Raw genomic sequence first — 22,868 nt, forward strand, 5'->3', positions numbered from 1 at the left:
ATGACCTCGACCCTCGACCTGCCGGCGCTCGTCCCCGGGACCGTGATCCGCGACGAGATCGCCGGCGCCCGCGGACCGTGGTCGGCCGTCGTCGCCGCCGGCGACGTGCTCACCATCGTCGATCTGCACGGCAACCAGGCCGTCGACACCCTGATCTACGACGCCCACGACACCACCGTCCGTTACAGCGCCGCCGCCACCGTCGCCGCGCAGGGCAACCTGTTCCTCACCGCCGGCTCGGTGCTGCGCGCCGCCGACGGCGAGGAACTGATGACCCTCGTCGCCGACGAGGTCGGCAACCACGACACCGTCGGCGGCGCCTGCTCGCAGGAGTCGAACACCCTGCGCTACGGCCACCACACCAAGCACCAGCACGCCTGCGTCGAGAACTTCCTCATCGAGGGTGCCCGGTGGGGCCTGGGCAAACGCGACCTGGTGTCCAACATCAACTTCTTCATGAACGTGCCCGTCGACCCCGACGGCACCCTCGGCATCGTCGACGGCCTCTCCGCGCCCGGCAAGCGCCTCGCACTGCGCGCCGACCGCGACGTGCTCGTCCTCGTCTCCAACTGCCCGCAGATCAACAATCCGTGCAACGGTTTCGACCCCACCACGGTGCGGATGATCGTCACCCGACCGGAGGCCCGACCGTCATGACCACCAAGATCACCGTCGACCGTCCCGGCATGCTCACCACGGTGCAGGACTATCCGGGCCGCACCGGCTACTGGCAGATCGGGGTCCCGCCCTCCGGCCCGATGGACGACCTGTCGTTCCGACTCGGCAACGCCGCACTCGGCAACCCCGAGGGCGCGGCCGGCCTCGAATCCACCGTGGCCGGGCCGGCCCTGCGCTTCACCGATGCCACCGAGGTGTGCGTCACCGGCGCCCCGGCGACCGTGACGGTGAACGGCACGGTGGTCCCGCAGTGGCGTCCCGTCACCGTCCCCGCCGGCGGCGTGCTCGACGTCGGCGCCGTCGCCGGCCCCGGCCTGCGCGTGTACGTACTCGTCGGCGGCGGACTCGACGTCCCCGAATTCCTCGGCAGCGCAGCCACCTTCACCCTCGGAAGGTTCGGCGGCCACGAGGGCCGCACCCTCACCGAGGGCGACGTGCTCGTCGTCGGGGAGGTCGCGACCGGCGCGGCCGTCCCGGTGCCGGCCGAACACGTGCCGGCCATGACCGCCCGCTGGGAGATCGCCGTCACCGAGGGCCCGCACGGCGCTCCGGAGTTCTTCACCCGCAGCGACATCGACACGCTCTACGCCACCGACTACGAGGTGCACTTCAACTCCGACCGCACCGGCGTGCGCCTGACCGGGCCGAAGCCGCAGTGGGCACGCACCGACGGCGGGGAGGCCGGCCTGCACCCGTCCAACATCCACGACAACGCGTACTCCGTCGGCGCGCTCGACTTCACCGGTGACACCCCCATCCTCCTCGGGCCGGACGGCCCGAGCCTGGGCGGATTCGTCTGTCCCGTCACCGTCGTCGCCGCGGACCGGTGGAAGCTCGGCCAGCTCGCGCCCGGGCACACGGTGCGGTTCGTGCCCGTCCGCGCCGAGCACGCCGCGTCGCGCCGCGCACTCGGCGTCGCCCGTCGCGCCGGGCTGTCGCTGGTGGTCTCGCCCGGCGGCGACGGCGACGACGGCGTCCTCGCCCGCCGTGACGGCGACACCGCCGTCACCTACCGGCGCAGCGGCGACGACAACGTCCTGGTCGAATACGGTGACATGACGCTCGATCTCGCGCTGCGGGCCCGCGTGCACGCGCTGCACCGGCGGCTCGACACCGAACGCCCCGCGGGCCTGCTCGAACTCACCCCCGGCATCCGGTCGCTCCAGGTCAAGGTCGACCCCGACGTGCTGCCGGTGCCGACGCTGCTCGATCTGCTCGCCGAGGCCGAGGAGCAGCTCCCGGCGAGCGACGAGCTCGTGGTGCCGAGCCGGCGGGTGCGCCTGCCCCTGTCGTGGGACGACCCGGCCACCCGCGAGGCGATCCAGCGGTACATGCACGGGGTGCGGGCGGATGCGCCGTGGTGCCCGTGGAACATCGAGTTCATCCGCCGGATGAACGGCCTCGATTCGGTGAACGACGTGTTCGACACCGTCTTCGCCGCCGACTACATGGTGCTCGGTCTCGGCGACGTGTACCTCGGGGCGCCGGTCGCGACCCCGCTCGACCCGCGGCACCGGCTCGTGACGACCAAGTACAACCCGGCCCGCACGTGGACGCCGGAGAACGCCGTCGGCATCGGCGGGGCGTACCTGTGCATCTACGGCATGGAGGGCCCGGGTGGCTACCAGTTCGTCGGCCGCACGACCCAGGTGTGGAACCACCGCCACCCGCAGGCCGCGGGCCCGTTCGAGGCCGGCACACCGTGGCTGCTGCGCTTCTTCGACCGGATCTCCTGGTATCCCGTCGAACCGGAGGAGCTGATGGACCTGCGCGCCGACCTCGCGGCGGGCCGCGGCGGGGGAGTGGACATCACCGACGGCACGTTCTCCCTGGCCGAGCACCAGCGGTTCCTGGCCGGCAACGCCGCGTCGATCGACGCCTTCCAGCAGGTGCAGTCGGTGGCGTTCGCCGCCGAGCGCGCCCGTTGGGAGGCCGCGGGCGCGTAGCACCGGTGTGTCCTTCGGGCTGTTCCTGCCGCCCGAAGGACGCACCGGCGGCGCAGCCGCCTACACGACGGCGTCGGCCTCGATCTCGATGAACAGGCCCTTGTCGATGAGGCTCGAGACCTCGAGGATGGTGGAGGCCGGGCGGATCTCGCCGAACACCTCGCCGTGCACGAGCGCGGCCTCCTCCCATGTCGACATGTCGGTGAGGTACATGCGCGTGCGGATCACGTCCGTCAGCGAGGCGCCGGCCTCGCCGAGCGCGGCCTCGATGGTCTTCAGTGCGGCGCGCGTCTGGTCGGCGAGCGTGTCGCCGGCGCCGGTGGTGCCGGACACGGCGATCTGGTTGCCGATGCGCACGGCGCGGGAGTAGCCGATCCTGGGCTCCCATTCGGAGCCGGACGAGATGTTCACACGGGTCATGGCCCGGAATTCTGTCAGGCCGCCCCCGCCGCCCCGCGCTTGACTGTCGTTAGCACGTATGTTCGACTGGCTGCATGCGGTGGGCGGCACAGACTCTCGACGTCGACGACGGCGCGCTCCCCGGCCTCGAACGGGCCGGGCTCGTCCGCAGCGTCCAGACCCCCGAGTTCGAGGGCATCACCTTCCACGAGGTGCTGTGCAAGAGCGCGCTCAACAAGACCCCCGAGGCGTCGAACCTGCCGTTCCGCTTCACCGTCAACACTTTTCGCGGCTGCTCGCACGCGTGCCGATACTGCTTCGCCCGACCGACCCACGAGTATCTCGACCTCGACGCGGGCCGCGACTTCGACAGCCGGATCGTGGTCAAGACCAACGTCGCGGCCGTGCTGCGCCGCGAACTCGCGCGACGGTCGTGGAAGCGCGAGCACGTCGCCCTGGGCACCAATACCGACCCGTACCAGCGGGCCGAGGGCCGCTACCGGCTGATGCCCGGCGTCATCCGGGCCCTCGCCGAATCCGGCACCCCGTTCTCGATCCTGACCAAGGGCACGCTGCTGCGCCGCGACCTGCCGTTGCTCACCCTCGCCGCCGGGCAGGTCGACATCGGCGTCGCCGTCTCCCTCGCGATCGGCGAGCCCGACCTGCAGAAGCAGATCGAACCCGGCACCCCGTCGCCCAAGGCACGTCTGGACCTGATCCGGGCCGTCAGCGACGCCGGGCTGCCCTGCCACGTCATGGTCGCACCGGTCATCCCGTGCCTCACCGACTCCACCCGGCACCTCGACGATCTGCTCGGTGCGATCTCGGCGGCGGGGGCGACCGGCGTGACGGTGCTGCCGATGCATCTGCGCGGCGCCACCCGCGGCTGGTTCCTGTCGTGGCTGGGTCAGGAGCACCCCGCCCTGATCCGGCGGTACCGGCAGATCTACGGCCGCGGCGCGTACGTCTCACCGGAGTACAAGACGTGGTTGAAGGACCGCGTCGATCCGCTGGTGTCCCGCTACGGGCTCGGCGCGCGCGTGGCCGAGCACCGGCGCCCGGTCGCAGCGCCGCCGCGGCCGGCAGCCGAGTCGGCGGACCCCACCCTGTTCTGAGCGGCGCTGCGGAACTCGGGACACGACGTCGCCCCCCCGGGGTGAGGCAGGTACCCGCGAGGGCGACACCGGCCGGTCGGTCAGGTGGTTTCCGGGACCACGTCGGCGACGCCGGCGTTCGCGTCCACCGGCGCAGCCGGAGCGGCACTGCGGCGCTGCCGGTAGACGCCGACTCCGACGACGACGGCGGCGAGGGCCGCGGACGTCAGCATCTGGCTGCGCGTGCTCTCCAGGGCGATCATGCCGGCGCACAGCGCGACGATCGCCGCGATGGTGAACCAGGTGAGGTACGGGAAGAGCCACATCCTCGGCGACAGCTCCCGGCCCTGGGCCTCGAGCGAGCGGCGCATGCGCAGCTGGGACGCGGCAATGACGAGCCACACGAACAGGGCGATCGCTCCGGAGGAATTGACCAGGAACAGGAACACCGTTTCGGGGTAGAGGTAGTTCAGGCCCACGGTGAGGAAGCCGACCACGGTGGAGACGAGAACCGCGTTGCGGGGCACACCGGACCGCCCGATGGTGGCCAGCGACGGCGGGGCGTCACCGCGGCGCGACAGGGAGAAGATCATGCGGCTGGCGGTGTACAGGCCCGAGTTCAGGCACGAGAGCACCGACGTCAGCACGATGACGTCCATGATGGTGGCGGCCGCCGGGATGCCGAAGGAGTCGATGACCGCCACGTACGGGCTCAACGCCACCGAGGCGTCGTCCCACGGCAGCAGAGTGACGACGACGGCGATCGAGCCGATGTAGAAGATCAGGATCCGCCACACGACCGACCGCACCGCCTTGCGCACCGCCTCGGCCGGGTTGGCGGACTCGCCGGCGGCGATGGTCGCGATCTCGGCTCCGAAGAAGGAGAACACCACGACGAGGACCCCGGCGAGTACGGCACCTGTCCCGTTGGGGAAGAAGCCGCCGTGACCGGTGAGGTTGCTCAGTCCCGGCGCCTCGACGCCGGGCAGAAAGCCGCAGATCGCGAGGACGCCGAGCACGAGGAACGCCACGATCGCCGTGACCTTGATGGCGGCGAACCAGAACTCGAACTCGCCGAACGACTTCACCGACGCGATGTTGGTCAGCGTCAGCACGACCATGAGCACCAGCGCCCACGTCCACTGGGGCACGCCGGGAATCCAGCGGTTCATGATCACCGCGCCGGCCGTCGCTTCGATGCCCAGGACGATGATCCAGAACCAGGCGTAGAGCCATCCGATGGAGAACCCGGCCCATCGGCCGATGGCCCGGTCGGCGTACGCCGAGAACGACCCCGTCTGCGGATTCGCCGCCGCCATCTCGCCGAGCATGCGCATGACGAGCACGACGACGACTCCGGCGAGTGCGTAGGCGACCAGCACCCCGGGACCGGTCTCCCGGATCGCAGCGCCCGAGCCGACGAACAAGCCTGCACCGATGACACCCGCGATCGCGATCATCGACAGGTGCCGCTTCTCGAGCGTGTGCCTCAGCTCGGGCTGATCGCTGTTCGACATGGGAACCCCTTCACAACCAGGTTTGGTATCGAGTGTGATGTACCTCTCGACCGCCTGAGTCTGAGGTTCCCGCTCCGCCGCTGTTATAGACACATCGGCGAGCCGTCGATCCCGACGTTCGACGAAACGGCAGATGCGCGGCGCCGGCCTGGGATTTTCCGGCGGTCCGAGCGGTCGCGTGGGAGTCGACTTAACGGGAAGTTAACGGGGGTGGTCCGGACAAAGTCGGCATCTCGGTCGCCGCGGCGAGGGCGGACGCCGGGCCGGTCGCGTGGCCGGCCCCGGGCGGACCGGTGCGCGGTTATGCCGGGTCGGCCCGTTCCCGCACGAGGATCCACCGGTTGCTGCCGCCCCGCCTGCGGTAGGACAACTCGTCCAGCGCCGCCAGGGCGATCGCCAGGCCCCGGCCCCGCTCGGCCATGTCCCCGGGCATCCGGACCGTCTCGAGGTCGACGCGCGCGGGCCGGCCGTCGTCGTGGAAGCAGGCCTCGATCCGGTCCGGGGACAGGCGCAGCTCCAGCCGCATCGTGACCGGAGCGCCGTCGCCTGCGTGCTCGACGATGTTGGCGGCGATCTCGGCCACCGCGATCTCGAACGGGAATCGATCCTCGTCCTCCACCTGCCCCGCGCACATCATCTTCTCGATCAGCGCGTGCACGTCGGTGAGCGTGTCGGCGCCCGTGACGGTCGTCAGGGCCCAAGATCCCGCGCCGGGGTCAGTCGCCATCGAACGCGGCGTCCGCGGAGTCGTACGTGCGCAGCACGCGGTCGAGGCTCGTCAGCGACAGCACGCTGCGCACCTGCGCCGTGGGCGCCGCCAGCCGCAGGTCCCCGCCGGCGTGCCGGGCGGCCTTGAGCCCCGACACCAGCGCCCCGAGCCCCGACGAGTCGATGAACTCGGTGGCGCCGAGGTCGACGACGACGCGGGCGGACCCGCCCTCGACGAGGCCGCGCAGCTGTTCCCGCAGCCGCGGTGCGGCGACCATGTTCAGCCGGCCCTCGGGCCGGACCACCACCACGTCCGAGCCGGTGGTGCGGGTTGCGAAGTGCGTCATCGTCTTCCTTCCATGTCGGGCCCGCGGTAGCGGACCGCCGGTATCACCACACTCAGGATCGCCAGGTCGAACAGCACCCAGAACAGGTTGACGCCGACGCCCAGCACCGAGCTCGCGCCCAGATACAAGCGCACCACACCCACCACCGACGCGATCACCAGCAGCGCCATGGCCGCGATCTGGTACCGCACCTTGCCCCACGGGAGCGTGGCGCGGCCCTGCCGCGTCTTCGGGGTCACCGCGAAGTCGAGGGGCTTGTGCAGGTACACGTTGCGAAACGCCGTCCAGCACGCCTTGATCCACACCGGGAACAGCGCCAGGCTGTACTGCTGCCCCCGCCAGGTCGGGGTGCCCCGACCGACCACGAAGAACAGCAGCTGGTTCAACAGCAGGAACGGGATGAGCCGGCCGAAGAAGTCCCAGCTGTAGGCCTGCACGGGCAGCACTCCGAAGATCAGGTAGATCACCGGCGCGGCGATGTAGGCGACGGCCGCGAAACCCGCGAGGTAGCTCCACATCGTCGCCCAGTACATCAGCCGCTGCGGGATCGTCAATCCTCGCTGCACGAGCGGATTCTCCCGCAGCATCACCTGGATCGTGCCCTGCGCCCAGCGCAGCCGCTGGGTGAGCATCGTGCCCACGTCCTCCGGCGCGAGACCGTGCGCGAGCACCTCGTGGTGGTAGACCGACTTCCAGCCCATCCCGTGCAGGCGCATCGACGTGGCCATGTCCTCGGTCACCGAGATCGTTGCCAGCGCCAGCGTCGGTTCGGCCTCGTCGTCGCGGCTGACGTCGACGGCGCGGATCATCGTGCGGATCGACTCGAGCGCCCCGAGCGGCGACCACTCGCGGTCTGCGAGGCGCGACAGTGTCGTCTCGTCGAGCAGAACTCCGTCGGCGTCGGACCCGGGGGTGGCGGTCAGGGCGGCGATCGCCTCCAGGTCTGCGCGGATCGATCCGGCGTCCGCGTCGACCACGGCCCGCGCGGCCTCGTCCACGCTCTGCTGGAACCGGTAGGTCACGTCGGCGAGCGGCTGTCCCTGCCGGACGGCCGCGCGGGCCGTGCGCACGGCCACCCGCACCGAATCGAGGGCGGCGAGAACCTCCGGCTGGTTCGCACCGACCTCGGATCGGGCCCGGTCGAGCACCTTGCCGGCCGTGCGCAGCGCCCGCACCACGCCCTCCTCGACGGCACGGACGTAGCCGGTGATGCCCAGCTGCATCAGCGCCTCGCGGCGCAGGATCGCGTTCGAGCCGCAGAAGAAGGCGGCGTTCCAGCCGTCCTTGCCCTGCTGGATCGGGCCGTAGAACAGCGGGGCCTGGCTGCCCAGCGGATCGGAGTCCGGCACGTTGACGAAGTACTGCGGTGTCTGCACCAGGGCCGTCCGCTCATCCTCGAAGTAGCCGAGGGTGCGGTGCAGGATCTCCGGGTCGGGCACCTGGTCGGCGTCGAGGACGAGGATGAACTCGCCGTGCGTGTGCAGCAGGGCGTTGTTGAGGTTGCCCGCCTTGGCGTGCCGGGGCTTGTTCGTCCAGCTGGCCGCCCGCGTCATGTACCGGACCCCGAGTTCGGCTGCGGCGCGCTCCAATTCGGGCCGCTCCCCGTCGTCGAGGATCCATGTCTCGTGCGGATACCGGATGCGTGCCGCCGCCTCGGCGGTCCCGATCACCAGGTCGACCGGCTCGTTGTAGGTGGTGATGAAGACGTCGACGGTCAGCCCGTCCGGCGGGACCGGCGGCGCGGCCCGCCGGCGCCACCGCCACATCGTGAGCCCGAACAGCATCGAGTCGATCAGGCTGTACGTCTCGGCGACGACGAGTGGCACCGCGATCCACCACGCGGACCAGTTGACGGAGAACAGCCAGCGCCACACCACGTAGTTCACGCCGAGCAGCACCGTCGCGGTGATCAGGATCCGCAGGCCCGGCGACGGGTAGCGGTCCGCACCGGCCGCACTCATGCGTCCTCGCAGCGACGGACGGCGACGACGGTGACGTCGTCCATCGGTGGGTTGCCTTCGGCCAGCGCCCGCGCCGCCTCGGTCAGGTCGTGCGGCGTCGCATGGTCGGCCACGAACCGGTACAGGGCCTCCCGGTCGCTGTGCTCGTCGAGCAGGTCGAGCAGCCCGTCGGAGCAGATCACCAGCGTGTCACCGGGTTCGAGGCGCGTGCACTGCGCCTGCCACGATGTGTCGCGGAGCACGCCGACGGGTAGCCCGGTGCCGGTCAGCGGCACCACGGAGCCGTCCGTGCGGCGGATCGCGGCCAGGCCGTGCCCGGCGTCGACGTAGTCCACCGACCCGGTGACGAACTCGACGGCGGCATGGAACACGGTGACGAAGGTGCCGGTGTGTTCGCAGTCGTCCGTGAGGTTCTCGGCGGCGGCGCCGAGCGCGGCGCCCGTGTCCAGGACGCTGCACGCCTCGGCGTGGCTGAACCGCTCCATCACCCGGGACGCGCCGCGGAACGTGGAGCGCACCGCCGAGGACAGGATCGCCGCGCCGAGGCCCTTGCCCATCACGTCGGCGACGGTGACGACCAGCCCGCCGCGCAACCGGTAGTGGTCGTAGAAGTCGCCGCCGACCACGAACGCCGGAATGCACACGGCCTGCACCTCGAATCCGGGCAGCCCGGTCAACGGGCGCGGCAGCAGCTGGGCCTGCATCGCGGCGGCGCGATCGAGTTCGTCGGCGCGTTGCAGTTCCCGCTGCGCCCATTCGGCGAGTTCGGCGAACGCGTCGAGCTGGTCGGGGTCGAGTGTCCGCGGCTCGGTGTCGTAGATGCAGAACGTGCCGACGGGATGACCCGCGGGACCGTACAACGGGTAGCCCGCGTAGAAGCGGACGCCGTCGGCGCCGCCGACACCGGGAATGCCGGCGAACCGGGGGTCGGCGGAGGCGTCCTCCACGATCAGCGTCGGATCGCCGGGATGGTGGTAGGTGCGCGCAATCGTGGTCTTGCACATGCTCTCCTCGCGCGGCACCTGTACGAGGTCGAGCCCCTGGAGGGACTTGAACCAGAGCCGGTCCCGGTCGAGCAGTGCCACACTCGCCATGGGCACCCCGAACACGTGCCGGGCCATGCGGGTGATCTGCTCGAACCGGTCTTCTCGGGGCGTGTCGAGGATCTCCAGCCGTTCGAGGTCGCGGACCCGCTGGTCCTCGAGGTCGTCGGGGAGGTGCGAGGCGTCGGTCGTCATGTCAGCGCTGCCCCCTCTGCAGGGCTTCCGCCAGCGCGGCAGCCGCTTCCGGGGTGCTCGCCAGCCGCCAGTCGGTTTCCTTGTCGTGATCGAACCAGACGAATGCCGCCACATCCGTCCGGTCGTCGAGGAAGGAGATCAGGTCGCCGACCCAGTCCGGCTTCGACCCGCCGACATCGGTGCTGCCCACCTCGGTGACCACGATCGGCTTGCCCGGCGCGATCCGGCCGAGCTCGTCGAGGGTCTCCTCGAACAGCTCCCGCGGCGACGTCCAGCGGCTCCACGGCTGCGTGGCGCCCCAGTTGTATCCGTCGGCCCCGACCACGTCGACATACTCCGCCCCCGGGTACAGGTCCGCGATCATGCTGCTGCCCTCGAACGAAACGTTCGGAGCCCACACCCATTTCACGTTGGCCACCCCTTTCGACGCGAACAACTCGTGCACGTGACGCCACGCGGCGACGTAGACGTGCGGCGGTGTCCCCCCGGCCGGACTCCAGGGGTACCAGGTCCCGTTCGGCTCGTGCGCGAAACGCAGGTAGACGGTCGAACCCCACGCGGCGAGCTCGTCGGCCCAGCGGTAGAGGTAGTCGTCGTGCACGCCCGCGGCGATCGACGCCATCGTGAACTCGCCGCGCTCGTACCGCCCGTCGCCGAGCCAGCGCCACGGCTCCCACGTGACGATCGGGTCGGCGCCCAGCCGCCGCACGGCGGCGAGCCCCGCGACGGGCGGCGGCGAGGCGAAGTCGGAGAACGACAGCACCACGGTCGGGGGAGTGCCCGCGATCTCGGCGACCCGTTCGAACTCGTCGACGGCGGTCGGGCCGCCGGGCGTGCTCACGCCGAATCGCAGGCACGCGCCGACCGGCTCGTGCAGCGGCGTGATCGCGGCGCCGCAGTCGATCGCCGGCGCGCATCCCACGGCGGTCGACACCGCGACGGCGAGGCCCGCCGCGACCGCCGCCGGGCGAGGATGTCCGTTTCTCACCGCTCCACCCTCGCATCCCGGGCGAACCGTCGCCGGGTTTGTGACGGTTCGTCCGGGATGCGAGCGGGGTCTATGCCGGACGTCCGGGTCCGTGCAGCGGTGTGCCGCAGGGTGCAACACGATGCAACGCTGGCCGCACCCACCTGCAGTGCGGTGTGCTCTGTATCACAACAGTTCAGGACGAGGAGCACGCAATGACCGACACACTGACCCCACCCGACGCCGCGATCACCGGACCGCAGGAGAGGGTCGACGCGTGGCTGGCCGACTTCGAGGCCGCCCTCGCCGCGCGCGACGTCGAGGCCGCCGCGGGCATGTTCGCCACCGACAGCTTCTGGCGCGACCTGGTCGCCTTCACCTGGAACCTCAAGACCGTCGAGGGCCGGGAAGGTGTCGCCGACATGCTCCGTGCGCGGCTGCACGACGCCGACCCCAGCGGGTTCCGCACCACCGAGCCCCCCACCGAGGACGGCGGCGTCGTCAGCGCCTGGATCGCGTTCGAGACCGCTGTGGGCCGCGGCGTCGGGCACCTGCGGCTGAAGGACGAGGGTGCCTGGACCCTGCTCACCACGATGCAGGAGCTGAAGGGGCACGAGGAGAGCAAGGGTGTCCGCCGGCCCAAGGGCGTGCAGCACGGCGCCGACCGCAACCGCGTCACCTGGTCCGAGAAGCGCGAGGCCGAGGAGCGCGAACTCGGCTACACCACCCAGCCGTACGTCGTGATCGTCGGCGGCGGCCAGGGCGGCATCGCCCTGGGCGCCCGCCTGCGCCAGCTCGGCGTGCCCGCGCTCGTGCTCGACAAGCACGACCGGCCCGGCGACCAGTGGCGCGGCCGCTACAAGTCGCTGTGCCTGCACGATCCCGTCTGGTACGACCACCTGCCGTACATGCCGTTCCCCGAGAACTGGCCGGTGTTCGCGCCCAAGGACAAGATCGGTGACTGGCTCGAGATGTACACCAAGGTCATGGAGGTGCCCTACTGGTCCAAGACCACGTGCACCTCGGCGTCCTACGACGAGGCGACCGGCGAGTGGACCGTGAACGTGGTCCGCGACGGCGAACCCGTCGTGCTGAGGCCGAAGCAGCTGGTGCTCGCCACCGGCATGTCCGGCAAGCCCAACATCCCGACCTTCCCCGGCATGGACCGGTTCCGCGGGGACCAGCACCACTCCAGCCAGCATCCCGGGCCGGACGCGTATGCGGGCAAGAAGGCCGTGGTGATCGGCGCGAACAACTCGGCGCACGACATCTGCGCCGCGCTGTGGGAGGTCGGCGCCGACGTGACGATGGTGCAGCGCTCGTCCACGCACATCGTCAAATCCGACTCATTGATGGACCTCGGCCTCGGCGACCTGTACTCCGAGCGGGCCCTGGCCGCGGGGATGACGACGGCCAAGGCCGACCTGACGTTCGCGTCGCTGCCGTACCGGATCATGCACGAGTTCCAGATTCCCGTCTACAACGCGATCCGGGAGCGCGACGCCGACTTCTACGCCCGGCTCGAGAAGGCCGGGTTCATGCTCGACTTCGGGGACGACGGCTCCGGGTTGTTCATGAAGTACCTGCGCCGCGGGTCCGGCTACTACATCGACGTCGGTGCCGCCGAACTCGTCGCCGACGGCGAGATCAAGCTGGCCCACGGCGGCGTCCGCGAACTCACCGAGAACAGCGTGATCCTCGAGGACGGCACCGAGCTCGAGGCCGACCTGGTGGTCTACGCGACCGGCTACGGCTCGATGAACGGGTGGGCGGCGGACCTGATCGGCCAGGACGTCGCCGACAAGGTCGGCAAGTGCTGGGGCCTGGGGTCGGACACCACCAAGGACCCCGGCCCGTGGGAGGGCGAGCAGCGCAACATGTGGAAGCCCACCCGGCAGGAGGGCCTGTGGTTCCACGGCGGCAACCTGCACCAGTCGCGGCACTACTCGCTGTACCTGGCGTTGCAGCTCAAGGCCCGGCACGAGGGGATCCCGACGCCGGTGTACGGGCTTCAGGAGGTCCACCACCTGAGCTGATCCCGGAAAGCGACGAGCCGCCGGCGCGCACGACGCGCCGGCGGCTCGGCGTGCCGAGACTGTGGGCGGGTGGCGTGCCGGACCTGGTGCCGGGTCGGGCTGCCGCGTCAGGCGTAGTGCCGCAGGACGAACTCGGTCAGACCCTTGCGGATCGTCTTCACCGCGTGCTTCTGGCCCTGCTTGAGCATGAAGCCCGGCACCGGGATCTTCGGGTCGGTGGACATCGTCACCCGCACGCGCGTCCCGCGCTCGGTGCGGGTCAGGCGGTACTCGCCGTCCTGGGAGTGCTGCATCTCGCTCTCGATCAGCGTCCACGAGGTGGACTCCTCGGTCCACTCGTGCTCGATCACCTGCGTGTCCGAGATGCCGAACAGTGCGAGCGTCATGCGCACGACGCGGGGCCGGCCGTCGTCGTGTCGCGATTCGACCTGCACGTCCTTGTGGGAGGACGACCACTCCGGGATGCGCTCGATGTCGGTCAACGCGCGCATCACCTGCTCGGGCGTCGCCTCGATCTCGAACTCGTCTGACACCGATGCGGCCATATGTGTTCCCACTCCCTGGTCGATTCCCATGTCGGTGGTCCGGGTACCCGCCTCGCGGACCCCCGACACGTGTTCCGACGAACGAGGCCCCCGGATCGCTCCCGATAGTGACATAGATCACAAAGCCGCCGTACTCTGGTCCAATGAGGCACGTGACGACCGGACCCCGGGACCTGCAGGTCGCCGTGGGCGACACCATCGAACTGCACCTGCCGGAGAACACCTCCCGCGACTACACCTGGTGCCCGACCCACATCGGCAAGGGTCTCCTGCTCAGCGACGTGCGATTCGTACCGTCCCGGAATCCGCTCCCCGGAGCCGGCAGCGAACGCATCCTCTACCTGCGCGCCAAGCGGCCAGGCACCTGGCCGGTGTCGCTCCAGTTGCAGCGGGCCGAGCACATGTCGGCGGACGAGCGGAGCATGACCGTCACCGTGACCTGACGGACCACGGCTCGTCGCCCCCGGCCGGTTGCGGTTCGCCCAGGCTCCGGCAGTGCGCCAGGTAGCGCCGTGCCCAGTAGTGCACCGGCCGATGGTCGCCGGCCGCGGTGAGTCGAGCCAGTGCCCGGGTGCGGTCCACCAGCTGCTCGTGCAGGACCCGTTCCAGCACCGCCACCCGGCGCCCGTCGCCGGACGTCGCAATCTGCTCCACGCAGCGACTCAGGCGCGAGGCCCGCGCCGACGGGCGCTCGGCCGGCGCGCCGCCATCCTGGAGGGCCTGCTCCAGAGCGTCCCGGTAGCCGAGCGCGTGCTCCAGATCGTCCGCGATCTCCCGCAGGCGCACCGGGTCGGCCGTGCGCTCCCGGCGCGCCGCCAAGATCTGGATCTGCGTCTGCGTCAACTGCAGCACCGCCCGGAGGTGGACGGTCAACGTGCTCTCGTGCATGGTTCTTCCTCGCTCGACCGGGCTGTCACGGTCGAGTACACCCGCATCCTCTTAGCGGTGGCTTAGCGCCGATCGGCCTCGATCGGGCGGGTCCACCTGTTCGCGGAGGCTACGCTGAAACCCGGTCGTTCCGGTCGCACAGGAGGCGAACGTCATGGCAGGACGCATCGTGCACTTCGAGCTCCCCTACGACGACGGTGACCGCGCCCGGTCCTTCTATCGCGACGCATTCGGATGGTCGCTCGCGGACGTCCCGGGCATGGACTACACCCTCGTCACCACCGGTCCCGTCGACGAGACCGGCACCTCCACCGAACCCGGGTACATCAACGGGGGAATGTTCCGACGCGACGAGTTGAAGAGTCCCGTCGTGACCGTCGACGTCGAGGACATCGACGCCGCGCTGCAGAGGATCGAATCCCTCGGCGGGAAGACGGTGACGGGACGAATGCCCGTCGGCGACATGGGATTCGCGGCGTACTTCGCCGACACCGAGGGCAACGTGATCGGGTTGTGGGAGTCGAGGCGCGACTCGTAACGGCGGTCCGGGGCGCGTCGCTATGCAGAACCTTCCCTGCTCGGAACCTGGGTCGCCTGGACGCCGACGAAGTCGAGCAGGACAGGTGATAGAACGCGGGGGCGGGAAATCGAACATTCGTGTGGTCGGCGGGTTCGAGGTCGGAGGGTTGTGTCTACGCGCCGATGGGAGAGTAGAAGTGCAGCTCAGCGTCGGTCTCGCCGCTCATCGCGATCGCGGGGCTCATGTCCAGGGTGCCGTCGCCGAGGGATTATCCGAGACGCTGAGTCGTTGCGACGGACTGCCCCGGCCCTCGCAGATCCCGCCGCCAAGCGACCTTCTGTCCGTGCTTCCACTGCGGGCCACCACTACGTGACATAGGGACGCTTTTCGTCCAGCAACTCGGTACGGGTCGATGCGGTGCCGCCCGTAGTGGGTGATTGCGGACGCATCGAGACCGGTGCTGCGGACGGTCAGTGAGTCGACGGCAGCCACGTCCGGGCAGCGGTCACCAACGCGGCGACCCCGATCGGCAGCGTCGGTTCGATGACAGGGGCGTAGTGGGGTGAATGGTTGGACGGCACGGTGAGCAGCGCGGGATCGGTCATGTCACCGGTGGTGAAGAGCGACGGATCGGCGCCGCCGAGAAGCCAGTAGGACAGCGGTGCCCCGGCGCTGGTGGCGAGAATGCCGACGTCCTCGCTTCCGGCGCCGGCTCCCGGATCGAGAATGTTGTCCTGCCCCAGCCACGTCGCGAAGGCCTCGAGGCTCGTGCGCAACGCGTCCGCGTCGTTGGTGACGACCGGAAAGCGTTCGATCTCGGTGATGGTCGGGTCCTCCGGCGCGCCGGCCGTGGCAGCTTCGCCGCGCACGATGCGTTCGACACTGTCGAGGATGCGGCGGCGCACGGCGGTGTCGTAACTGCGGATGTTCAACTGGATCTCGGCGTGCCCGGGAATCACGTTCGCGGCGTCACCGGCATGGATCGACCCGACGGTGAGCACCGCGGTCGCGGTACTCGGAATCTCCCGGGAGACGACGGTCTGCAGACGCAACACCGTGGCGGCGGCCAACACGATGGGATCGACCGACGCCTCCGGCATCGGTCCGTGCGCGCCCCTTCCGACGAGCCGCACCCGCAGAGAATCCGAGCCCGCGTACGACGGGCCGGGATGTCCGGCGATCTTGCCGGCCGGCAGGGGCGCCACGTGCTGACCGAGCACGACGTCCGGCTTCGGGAATCTGTCGAACAGTCCGTCGTCCACCATGGCCTGCGCACCCGCGCCCAGCTCCTCGGCGGGCTGGAACACCAGCAGTAGGGTGGCCGGTCCAGCCGGACCGGTCGGTAGCGAGAATTCGGGCCGCGCCCAGCAGGCAGGTGGTGTGCAGGTCGTGGCCGCACGCATGAGCGACCGGCACCGTGCCGTCGTGCTCGTCGGTGGCCGTGGCGGTGCCGGCGTAGTCGAGCCCGGTGTCCTCCCGGACGGGAAGGGCGTCCATGTCCGCCCGCAGCAGCGCGGTCGGCCCCGGCCCGTTCTTCAGGACGCCGACCACGCCGGTCTTCCCTACGCCGGTGGTGACCTCGAATCCCGATGCCCTCAGCCGGTCGGCCACGATCGCGGCGGTGCGATCTTCTCGGAATCCGAGCTCGGGATGCCGGTGCAGGTCCTTGTACAGATCGACGAGTGCCGGATCGATCGTGATACCGCCGGGTGCGGTCATGGTTTTCTTCGATTACGTCTTCTGCTGGGCAGACGACTCGACCTTCGGGTTCCATGGGGCTGGCTGTGCACACGGAGCGCGGTTGTGCGTGAGGCCATGCTTCCACGCCCTTACTCGGCGCGGGGTGACTTCATGCGACCCGGCTCGAACGGGTTGCGCACGAAGACGTTCGGCCACCGCCTCGCCCGAAGCGCTATCGGCCACAGCCGGCTCGGGTCGAGGGCTGCCCTGGCGGAGCCTGTGGCGCTGGACCGGTGGTCGACGAGGTGTGCAAGCTCGGCGAAGCCGGTTTGGTGACACGGAGATTGGTGTAATGGTGTGCGGCGAGGGGGGTCCATCGATACTGTCGACGAGGTGGCGTTGCGGGACGCGGGTGCGGGTTGACAGGCCCTGAGCGTCACGGCGAGCAGCGGGAACCGCGCAGTCGCGATGGTGGTCGGGCCCGAACTGTGACGGAGGTGCGTATGACGGTCGCTGACACGGTGGCGCCGCTGGTTCGTGCGGTGCTGGGCGAGGAGGCTCCGGTCGGGATCAGGTGTTGGGACGGCAGTCGGAGTGGGCCTGCGGACGCGCCCTGGCGGGTGCACCTGGTCAATAGGCGTGGTCTACGGCGATTGCTGTGGTCGCCCAACGATCTCGGTTTCGCTCGGGCCTACGTCTCCGGCGACATCGACATCGAGGGAGACCTGCTCCCCGGTCTGGACGTGTTGGAGCAGGTGTCGGACCCGAGCCGCGGCCCGGGTGTCCGGATCGACGGGCACACGAAGAAGGCGGTGGTGAAAGCGGCGCTGCGCCTGGGGATCCTCGGCCCGCCCCCGCGGCCGCCGGTGGAGGAGATGAAACCGGTGCGCGGGCGCCGGCACGACAAGGGGCGTGACGCCGCCGCGATCAGCCACCACTACGACGTCGGCAACGACTTCTATCGACTCGTGCTCGGAGAGTCGATGACCTACTCGTGCGCATACTGGGCGGCGCAGAGCGAGGATCTGGACGCCGCCCAGTACGCCAAATGCGATCTGGTGGCCCGCAAGCTCGGCCTGACCGCGGGGATGCGGGTGCTCGACGTCGGCTGCGGGTGGGGGACCTTCGCGCTGCACGCGGCACGTCACTACGGCGCGCACGTCGTCGGTGTCACCCTGTCCCACGAACAGGCGGACTACGCCGGCAAGCGGATGGTCGACGCGGGCGTGGGCGAGTTGGTGCAGATCCGGGTCCAGGACTACCGCGACGTCACCGACGGCCCCTACGACGCGATCTCGAGCATCGGCATGGCCGAGCACGTCGGCGCTGCGATGCTGGCGACCTATGCCGCGGACCTGTTCGCGCTGCTACGCCCGCAGGGGCGATTGCTCAACCACGCGATCTCGCGGCGACCGGGCAAATCCCTCGCCGAGTTCTCGAAAACGTCGTTCATCGATCGCTATGTGTTCCCCGATGGCGAGATCTTGCCGCTCGCGACGATGATCGAGGCGCTCGAAGGGGCCGGTTTCGAGGTGCGCGATGTCGAGTCGCTGCGCGAGCACTACGCGACGACCCTGCGGGCCTGGGTGGCGAACCTGGAGTCGAACTGGGACGAGGCGGTGGCCCACAGCAGCGCCGGGCGGGCACGAGTATGGCGGCTGTACATGGCCGGCTCGGCGTTGGCATTTGCGGCGAACCGGCTCGGGATCAATCAGGTCCTGGCGGTCAAATGCACCGAACGGGGTCACAGCGGCATGCCCGGCACCCGCGCCGAACTCTTGCGGCCACCCGAACCGGACCCCTCTCCGCCGGGCCACAGTCACACGCAGTGATGTCGGTCCTCTGCCGGCACACGGACACGATGCGGAGTTCTACCGGCTTCTGACGAGGTAGCCGGAGTTTGCTCGGCTCGACCGAGCTGACCATTCCGCGACCTTGCCACGGGCCTCGACTGGGATGATCCGAACTGACACCATTCGTACCCGTCGCGGCGACCGCCGTCGCACCCGAGAGTCCGAGGAGCCCATGCCGAGTCGCACAGCCGGTGTCACCCTTGTGTCGGCCCTTGCGATGGCGATCCTGGCCAGCTGCGCCCAGGTGCAGGACGGGCAGCCGGTGGCCGAACCGTCCACCGAGACGTCCTCCCGTCAGGCACCCACCGGCGGGGCCGCCGTGTCCACGACGGTGGACGAACAGCCGTGCGACCCGGACGTCGACCTCGACGCACCCGAGGTGTTCGCGGTGATCGAGCAGCTACCCCCGCCGCAGCAGATCCCCGATGCCACGTGGCTGCAGGCGTACAACGGCAACTACAACCGCTGCAGCGACCTGAGCTACGCGCAGGTCGGGATCGTGGGGGCGACGGGATCGTCGCCGACCCACCTGCTGTTGTTCCACCGCGGCGAGTATGTCGGCACCGCCACGCCGTGCGCGCTGAACCCGGCGGTGGTCGCAACGGCGTTCGACTCCATCGACGTCGAATACAACTACCCGCGCGAGGGCGAGCCGAACGCGGCCGCCACCGGTTTCGCGGAGCTGACGTTCACGTGGTCCGACGGCGGGGTCGTCACCGACGGGCGACTGCCGGACGAGTACCTGGAGTCGACGGGCTGCGACGAAATGCGGTGACATCGCCGGGCACTTCGATTGCCGCGGCATCGACGCGAACGTCGGTACGATCGCGGCAAGTTCGGGAAGCCACCCTCAGGACTGCCCGACGGAACAGACAAGGCAGAAACGATGGCAGTCGCCCCCATTCCGGTGGACCAGCGTGTGATCGGGATCGATTCGCGGCGCTTCGCCTCGATCGAGAAGGCGCTCGTCGAACTGATCACCAACAGTGACGACAGCTACTCCCGGCTGGACAACGCCCGCGCGCAGGCGAACGGCCGCATCGACATCACCTACGAGCGCCACCAGTCGGGTGCGGTCCTGCAGGTCACCGACCATGCCGAAGGGATGCCGTTCGATCAGGCCGCCCGCATCCTGGCGTACGGGGCAGCCCACAGCCCGCTGTCGCGGGGCGAGGGCCATGGGCGGGGCTACTTCGGGCGCGGCCTCAAGCAGGCCGTGTTCGGTGTCGGCGCCGGAACGGTCGAGACCGTCAAGGACGGCCGGCTCACCCGCATCGACCTCTTCCGCGGCGAGAACGGCGGCTACCTCTACGACGACCACGGCGGCGACCTGCCTGTCTCCGACGACGACCGCGAACGCCTCGGCATCCCCGGGAACGGTACCCGGGTGACGTTGGTCGTGGAGAACCCGCACGTGGTCATCTCCCGGTACCAGACCGTGGTGCAGGCGCTGTCCGACAACGTCTACCTGCGTGAGGTGCTGTCGCGGCGGAGCGTGGAGGTGGTGCACGTCGCCGGTCGGCACGAGATCCAGCGCAGCGGCCGGGTGCTCTTCGACGAACCCCCGGCGCTCGTGCTGATCGGTCCGGACGCGCCCGGCAGCTTCGACTTCGACGGCGACGAGTACACCTTCACCCTCACCCTGAAGCGGGCCGAAGGTGCCGAGCTGACCATGTCGGGGGACGAGCGCACGAACGGTCTCGTCGTCGTCTCGGGCCTCGCCGTGCTCGACTGTCAGATGTTCGAGTACGAGAACCAGGTGGGCGCCGAGTACCTGTTCGGCACCGTGCACTGCGCGGCCCTGATCGAGCGGCTCGGGCAGGGTGAGCCGATCATCAGCGACGAGCGTGAGGGTCTGAACCACAAGGACCGGTTCGTCGCCGCATTCTCGCATGCGGTCAGCGTTCGGCTCGCCGAATATGTGCTGGCCGAACGCGATCAGCTCAAACACCTCGAGCACGCGATAACCTCCGAGCACACCGCGCACATGATCGACCGGCTGCTGCACCGGATGAGCGAGTCGGCGATCCGGGATCTCGGGATCGGGCCGGCGCCGGCATCGGCACCGCTGACGACCGCGACCGGCACGGAGAAGTCGGTCGTCCTTGAATTCACGACGCCCTTCTACTACCGCAGGCCCGGCCATCGGTTCCACGTCACTCTCGAAGTCGACACCGAGCGCCTGCCCGGCGACGACCGGCTGACGATCGCGTACACGCTGCCCGACTCGATGCGGATCGACCCCCGGCCCGCCGAGATTGCCGTGGAGCAGAAGGCCGGTGTGCAGCGGCTGGAATGGACGGTCGTCGGCGAGGCGGCCGGGGAGCGCGGCGAGATCATGGTGCGGTCCGGGGCGTTCTGGGCGTGGTGCGAGATCGTCATCGCCGAGAACGCGCCGTCGCCGCACCATGTGCCGCGCCCGCACACCCCGCCCCATCCGGAGGAACACCGACGGCCGCCACGCGACCACGGCGAGGACATGTTCGTCGGCTACGACCTGCGCTATCTCGGGGACGACGGTGGACGTGCCGTGTACGACCCCGAGCAGCGAACGATCCTCATCAACACCGGCGACCCCACCGTGCAGCTGTATCTGGACGGCCGGGGCCGGTTCCGGGATGCGGCACGACTGCTGCTGGCCGAGTTGTTCCTCGACGTGATCGCCGGCGAGTTGGCGCGCCGATCGCTCGAGAACAAGGGCTTGCAGGACGACGTCCACGCCTATACCGCCGCCAAGCAGAAGATCATCCGCCGCTACGGCGCGCAGATCCACAAGTCGTTCGCCTGAACGGGATTCGAGGTGGCGTCATGACGGAGCCGCGCAGGCCGCTCGACATCCCCACCACCGCTGCCATGCTCGAGGTCGCGCTCGCGGAGGCCCGGCTCGGCCTCGCCGAGGGCGGCATCCCGATCGGCGCGGCCCTGTTCGCCGCCGACGGGACGCTGCTCGGCCGCGGCCACAACCGGCGGGTGCAGGAGGGGGACCCGTCGCTGCACGCCGAGACCGCCGCCTTCCGGGCCGCGGGCCGCCGGCGCGACTACCGTTCGACGATCATGGTGACGACGTTGTCGCCTTGCTGGTACTGCAGCGGCCTGATCCGGCAGTTCGGTATCGGCGCGGTGGTGATCGGGGAGAGCGTCACGTTCACCGGCGGCCACGACTGGCTCGCCGAGCACGGGGTCGAGGTAACGGTGCTGAACGATCGACGCTGCATCGACATGATGGCGACGTTCGTCGTCGAGCACCCGGACCTGTGGCACGAGGACATCGGCGTCACACCCCCCCCGAGTAGGGCGATCACCGAGTAGGGGCGATCACCGGGCCGTCGGTGGGGGAGCGGCCGGTTCGCACCCCTCGACGGTGATGCGGGCCAGTTCCGCGACGAAGTCCGCCGTGCTCCGGGACGCCGCGAGCGCTCGCCGCTGACGGCGCGCGCCGTTGCCCCGGCGCAGGATCCGCCGCACCGACGCGCGCGCGGACGGGAAGTCGCCGGCCTCCTCGAGGCCGGGCCGCACGTGCTCGAGCAGCGAGCCCAGCAGCCGGGCGGCGGGGACGGGCCGTTGCGTCAGCGGGTCCATCCCGTAGCCGTCGATGCCCTCCCGCGCGGCGCGCCAGCACGCGGCCTTCAGCCGGTCGGCCTCGAGCCGGGGCGCCGGGTCACCGCGGTGGACGGCGGTGAGCGCGGTGGACACGAGTCCGCGGACGAGGGTGGCGGCGGTGACGGTCTCCTCGATCGTGGCGGGCACGTCGCAGACCCGGATCTCGAGGGTGGGCAGGTGCGGCGAGAGCCGGATGTCCCAGTAGACCATCGCGGGGTCGAGGACGGTGCCGGCGTCGAGCATCATGGCGACGACGTCGTCGTAGTGCCGGGCGGACCGGAAGTAGGGCGGCGGCCCCCCGCTGGCCCAGCGCCCCCACTGGATGTGACGCCAGCTGGCGTAACCGGTGTCGGCGCCGGCGGTGACGGACGAGTTCGCCGTGAGCGCGAGCAGGGCGGGCAGCCAGGGCCGCAGGTGATTGCAGACCTGCACCGCGACGTCGCGATCGGGCACCCCGACGTGGACGTGACAGCCGCAGATCACCTGATCGGTCACCACCCCGAAGTGCTCGGCCATCCGCCGGTACCGGGCGGCGTCCGTGAGCGCCCCGGGCGGGGTGGTGTCGAACGGGGGCACTGCCGCCGCGAGCAGGCGGGACCCGGCGCGTGCGGCGGCCGCCGCCGCCACCGTGCGCGAGACGCGCAGTTCCTGCCGCAGGTCGTCGATCCGGGTGCAGACCGGTGTGGCGGTCTCGACCTGGCAGCGCGACAGCTCGAGCTGGAGGTCGAGCCCGGACTCGCGGGCATCGGCCACGACGGCGGCGTTGCTCAGCCGGGGCCGGCCGGAGTCGGCGTCGACGAGCAGCAACTCCTCCTCGACGCCCATGGTCAGCAGCCGGCCCGGGACATCGCCACGGTCGGATTCGGCACGGCGCGGCAGCGTGGACGTCAT

General features: G+C 70.2%; 20 protein-coding genes and 1 pseudogene. 10 read left to right on the plus strand and 11 right to left on the minus strand.

Annotated elements, in window-relative coordinates; all coding sequences use genetic code 11:
• Complete coding sequence (locus HFP48_RS13210; protein ID WP_168579602.1) at window positions 1-657, plus strand: urea amidolyase associated protein UAAP2; 657 nt, start codon at window positions 1-3, stop codon at window positions 655-657.
• Window positions 654-2,624, plus strand: coding sequence for a 5-oxoprolinase/urea amidolyase family protein (locus tag HFP48_RS13215; RefSeq protein WP_168579603.1), 1,971 nt, complete (start codon window positions 654-656; stop codon window positions 2,622-2,624). Before HFP48_RS13210 ends, HFP48_RS13215 begins: the two co-directional genes overlap by 4 nt.
• A gap of 60 nt (window positions 2,625-2,684) precedes the next feature.
• Here the strand turns inward: HFP48_RS13215 and HFP48_RS13220 are convergent, their stop codons facing one another.
• Entirely contained in the window at window positions 2,685-3,044 is a 360-nt protein-coding gene (locus HFP48_RS13220) for a RidA family protein (protein ID WP_029543516.1), read from the minus strand.
• Window positions 3,045-3,118: 74 nt separating this feature from the next.
• Here HFP48_RS13220 and HFP48_RS13225 point away from each other — a divergent pair, with 74 nt between their 5' ends.
• Window positions 3,119-4,138 carry an Rv2578c family radical SAM protein gene (locus tag HFP48_RS13225; RefSeq protein ID WP_006930639.1) on the plus strand — a complete coding sequence of 340 codons (1,020 nt, stop codon included), beginning with the start codon at window positions 3,119-3,121 and terminating at the stop codon, window positions 4,136-4,138.
• Between the two features lie 80 nt (window positions 4,139-4,218).
• Here the strand turns inward: HFP48_RS13225 and HFP48_RS13230 are convergent, their stop codons facing one another.
• From HFP48_RS13230 to HFP48_RS13255, 6 genes are all read right to left on the minus strand, one after another.
• Window positions 4,219-5,634, minus strand: coding sequence for an amino acid permease (locus HFP48_RS13230; protein WP_006930641.1), 1,416 nt, complete (start codon window positions 5,632-5,634; stop codon window positions 4,219-4,221).
• Between the two features lie 301 nt (window positions 5,635-5,935).
• Entirely contained in the window at window positions 5,936-6,361 is a 426-nt protein-coding gene (locus HFP48_RS13235; RefSeq protein ID WP_050035161.1) for an ATP-binding protein, read from the minus strand.
• Window positions 6,351-6,689, minus strand: coding sequence for an STAS domain-containing protein (locus HFP48_RS13240; RefSeq protein WP_168579604.1), 339 nt, complete (start codon window positions 6,687-6,689; stop codon window positions 6,351-6,353). The genes HFP48_RS13235 and HFP48_RS13240 overlap by 11 nt, the downstream gene beginning before the upstream one ends.
• Window positions 6,686-8,650 (minus strand): glycosyltransferase, encoded by a 1,965-nt coding sequence (locus tag HFP48_RS13245; RefSeq protein WP_168579605.1) that lies wholly within the window; start codon window positions 8,648-8,650, stop codon window positions 6,686-6,688. Before HFP48_RS13245 ends, HFP48_RS13240 begins: the two co-directional genes overlap by 4 nt.
• Window positions 8,647-9,888, minus strand: coding sequence for a SpoIIE family protein phosphatase (locus tag HFP48_RS13250; RefSeq protein ID WP_065922599.1), 1,242 nt, complete (start codon window positions 9,886-9,888; stop codon window positions 8,647-8,649). Before HFP48_RS13250 ends, HFP48_RS13245 begins: the two co-directional genes overlap by 4 nt.
• 1 nt (window position 9,889) lies before the next feature.
• Window positions 9,890-10,774: a glycosyl hydrolase gene (locus tag HFP48_RS13255; protein ID WP_037201674.1), complete on the minus strand. Its 885-nt coding sequence runs from the start codon at window positions 10,772-10,774 to the stop codon at window positions 9,890-9,892.
• Window positions 10,775-11,070: 296 nt separating this feature from the next.
• On the opposite strand from HFP48_RS13255, the gene HFP48_RS13260 reads away from it, so the two are divergent.
• Complete coding sequence (locus HFP48_RS13260; protein WP_168579606.1) at window positions 11,071-12,891, plus strand: NAD(P)/FAD-dependent oxidoreductase; 1,821 nt, start codon at window positions 11,071-11,073, stop codon at window positions 12,889-12,891.
• 107 nt (window positions 12,892-12,998) lie between these two features.
• Here HFP48_RS13260 and HFP48_RS13265 read toward each other — a convergent pair whose 3' ends face one another.
• A complete protein-coding gene (locus HFP48_RS13265; RefSeq protein WP_006930655.1) occupies window positions 12,999-13,436 on the minus strand; it encodes an SRPBCC family protein in 438 nt (145 codons plus the stop codon).
• A gap of 143 nt (window positions 13,437-13,579) precedes the next feature.
• On the opposite strand from HFP48_RS13265, the gene HFP48_RS13270 reads away from it, so the two are divergent.
• A complete protein-coding gene (locus tag HFP48_RS13270; RefSeq protein WP_040271220.1) occupies window positions 13,580-13,879 on the plus strand; it encodes a protease inhibitor I42 family protein in 300 nt (99 codons plus the stop codon).
• On the opposite strand, the gene HFP48_RS13275 is transcribed toward HFP48_RS13270, so the two are convergent.
• A complete protein-coding gene (locus tag HFP48_RS13275) occupies window positions 13,866-14,324 on the minus strand; it encodes a hypothetical protein (protein WP_168579607.1) in 459 nt (152 codons plus the stop codon). The genes HFP48_RS13270 and HFP48_RS13275 overlap by 14 nt on opposite strands.
• A gap of 154 nt (window positions 14,325-14,478) precedes the next feature.
• On the opposite strand from HFP48_RS13275, the gene HFP48_RS13280 reads away from it, so the two are divergent.
• On the plus strand, window positions 14,479-14,862 hold the full coding sequence (locus HFP48_RS13280; RefSeq protein WP_006930662.1) for a VOC family protein: 384 nt from the start codon (window positions 14,479-14,481) through the stop codon (window positions 14,860-14,862).
• Between the two features lie 452 nt (window positions 14,863-15,314).
• On the opposite strand, the pseudogene HFP48_RS13285 reads toward HFP48_RS13280, so the two are convergent.
• Window positions 15,315-16,563 (minus strand): annotated as a pseudogene (locus HFP48_RS13285) (amidohydrolase).
• Window positions 16,564-17,027: 464 nt separating this feature from the next.
• Here HFP48_RS13285 and HFP48_RS13290 point away from each other — a divergent pair.
• From HFP48_RS13290 to HFP48_RS13305, 4 genes are all read left to right on the plus strand, one after another.
• The gene (locus tag HFP48_RS13290) at window positions 17,028-18,356 is read left to right on the plus strand and encodes a cyclopropane-fatty-acyl-phospholipid synthase family protein (RefSeq protein WP_065922594.1); all 1,329 of its coding nucleotides are present in this window, start codon (window positions 17,028-17,030) and stop codon (window positions 18,354-18,356) included.
• A gap of 193 nt (window positions 18,357-18,549) precedes the next feature.
• Window positions 18,550-19,152, plus strand: a complete 603-nt coding sequence (locus HFP48_RS13295; RefSeq protein ID WP_065922593.1) for an LppP/LprE family lipoprotein — start codon at window positions 18,550-18,552, stop codon at window positions 19,150-19,152.
• Between the two features lie 111 nt (window positions 19,153-19,263).
• The gene (locus tag HFP48_RS13300; protein ID WP_168579608.1) at window positions 19,264-21,165 is read left to right on the plus strand and encodes an ATP-binding protein; all 1,902 of its coding nucleotides are present in this window, start codon (window positions 19,264-19,266) and stop codon (window positions 21,163-21,165) included.
• A 65-nt stretch (window positions 21,166-21,230) separates the two neighbouring features.
• On the plus strand, window positions 21,231-21,686 hold the full coding sequence (locus HFP48_RS13305; protein ID WP_168580569.1) for a nucleoside deaminase: 456 nt from the start codon (window positions 21,231-21,233) through the stop codon (window positions 21,684-21,686).
• 6 nt (window positions 21,687-21,692) lie between these two features.
• Here the strand turns inward: HFP48_RS13305 and HFP48_RS13310 are convergent, their stop codons facing one another.
• Window positions 21,693-22,868 carry a glutamate--cysteine ligase gene (locus HFP48_RS13310; RefSeq protein WP_168579609.1) on the minus strand — a complete coding sequence of 392 codons (1,176 nt, stop codon included), beginning with the start codon at window positions 22,866-22,868 and terminating at the stop codon, window positions 21,693-21,695.

It is taken from the genome of Rhodococcus sp. DMU1 (assembly GCF_012272955.1).
Taxonomy (GTDB): domain Bacteria; phylum Actinomycetota; class Actinomycetes; order Mycobacteriales; family Mycobacteriaceae; genus Rhodococcus; species Rhodococcus aetherivorans.

Excerpts from the sequence above, each read along its gene's own strand:
- HFP48_RS13210 (WP_168579602.1), top strand. The coding sequence starts at position 1 with ATGACCTCGACCCTCGACCTGCCGGCGCTCGTCCCCGGGACCGTGATC.
- HFP48_RS13215 (WP_168579603.1), top strand. The coding sequence starts at position 654 with ATGACCACCAAGATCACCGTCGACCGTCCCGGCATGCTCACCACGGTG.
- HFP48_RS13220 (WP_029543516.1), bottom strand. The coding sequence starts at position 3,044 with ATGACCCGTGTGAACATCTCGTCCGGCTCCGAATGGGAGCCCAGGATC.
- HFP48_RS13225 (WP_006930639.1), top strand. The coding sequence starts at position 3,119 with ATGCGGTGGGCGGCACAGACTCTCGACGTCGACGACGGCGCGCTCCCC.
- HFP48_RS13230 (WP_006930641.1), bottom strand. The coding sequence starts at position 5,634 with ATGTCGAACAGCGATCAGCCCGAGCTGAGGCACACGCTCGAGAAGCGG.
- HFP48_RS13235 (WP_050035161.1), bottom strand. The coding sequence starts at position 6,361 with ATGGCGACTGACCCCGGCGCGGGATCTTGGGCCCTGACGACCGTCACG.
- HFP48_RS13240 (WP_168579604.1), bottom strand. The coding sequence starts at position 6,689 with ATGACGCACTTCGCAACCCGCACCACCGGCTCGGACGTGGTGGTGGTC.
- HFP48_RS13245 (WP_168579605.1), bottom strand. The coding sequence starts at position 8,650 with ATGAGTGCGGCCGGTGCGGACCGCTACCCGTCGCCGGGCCTGCGGATC.
- HFP48_RS13250 (WP_065922599.1), bottom strand. The coding sequence starts at position 9,888 with ATGACGACCGACGCCTCGCACCTCCCCGACGACCTCGAGGACCAGCGG.
- HFP48_RS13260 (WP_168579606.1), top strand. The coding sequence starts at position 11,071 with ATGACCGACACACTGACCCCACCCGACGCCGCGATCACCGGACCGCAG.
- HFP48_RS13265 (WP_006930655.1), bottom strand. The coding sequence starts at position 13,436 with ATGGCCGCATCGGTGTCAGACGAGTTCGAGATCGAGGCGACGCCCGAG.
- HFP48_RS13270 (WP_040271220.1), top strand. The coding sequence starts at position 13,580 with ATGAGGCACGTGACGACCGGACCCCGGGACCTGCAGGTCGCCGTGGGC.
- HFP48_RS13275 (WP_168579607.1), bottom strand. The coding sequence starts at position 14,324 with ATGCACGAGAGCACGTTGACCGTCCACCTCCGGGCGGTGCTGCAGTTG.
- HFP48_RS13280 (WP_006930662.1), top strand. The coding sequence starts at position 14,479 with ATGGCAGGACGCATCGTGCACTTCGAGCTCCCCTACGACGACGGTGAC.
- HFP48_RS13290 (WP_065922594.1), top strand. The coding sequence starts at position 17,028 with ATGACGGTCGCTGACACGGTGGCGCCGCTGGTTCGTGCGGTGCTGGGC.
- HFP48_RS13295 (WP_065922593.1), top strand. The coding sequence starts at position 18,550 with ATGCCGAGTCGCACAGCCGGTGTCACCCTTGTGTCGGCCCTTGCGATG.
- HFP48_RS13300 (WP_168579608.1), top strand. The coding sequence starts at position 19,264 with ATGGCAGTCGCCCCCATTCCGGTGGACCAGCGTGTGATCGGGATCGAT.
- HFP48_RS13305 (WP_168580569.1), top strand. The coding sequence starts at position 21,231 with ATGCTCGAGGTCGCGCTCGCGGAGGCCCGGCTCGGCCTCGCCGAGGGC.
- HFP48_RS13310 (WP_168579609.1), bottom strand. The coding sequence starts at position 22,868 with ATGACGTCCACGCTGCCGCGCCGTGCCGAATCCGACCGTGGCGATGTC.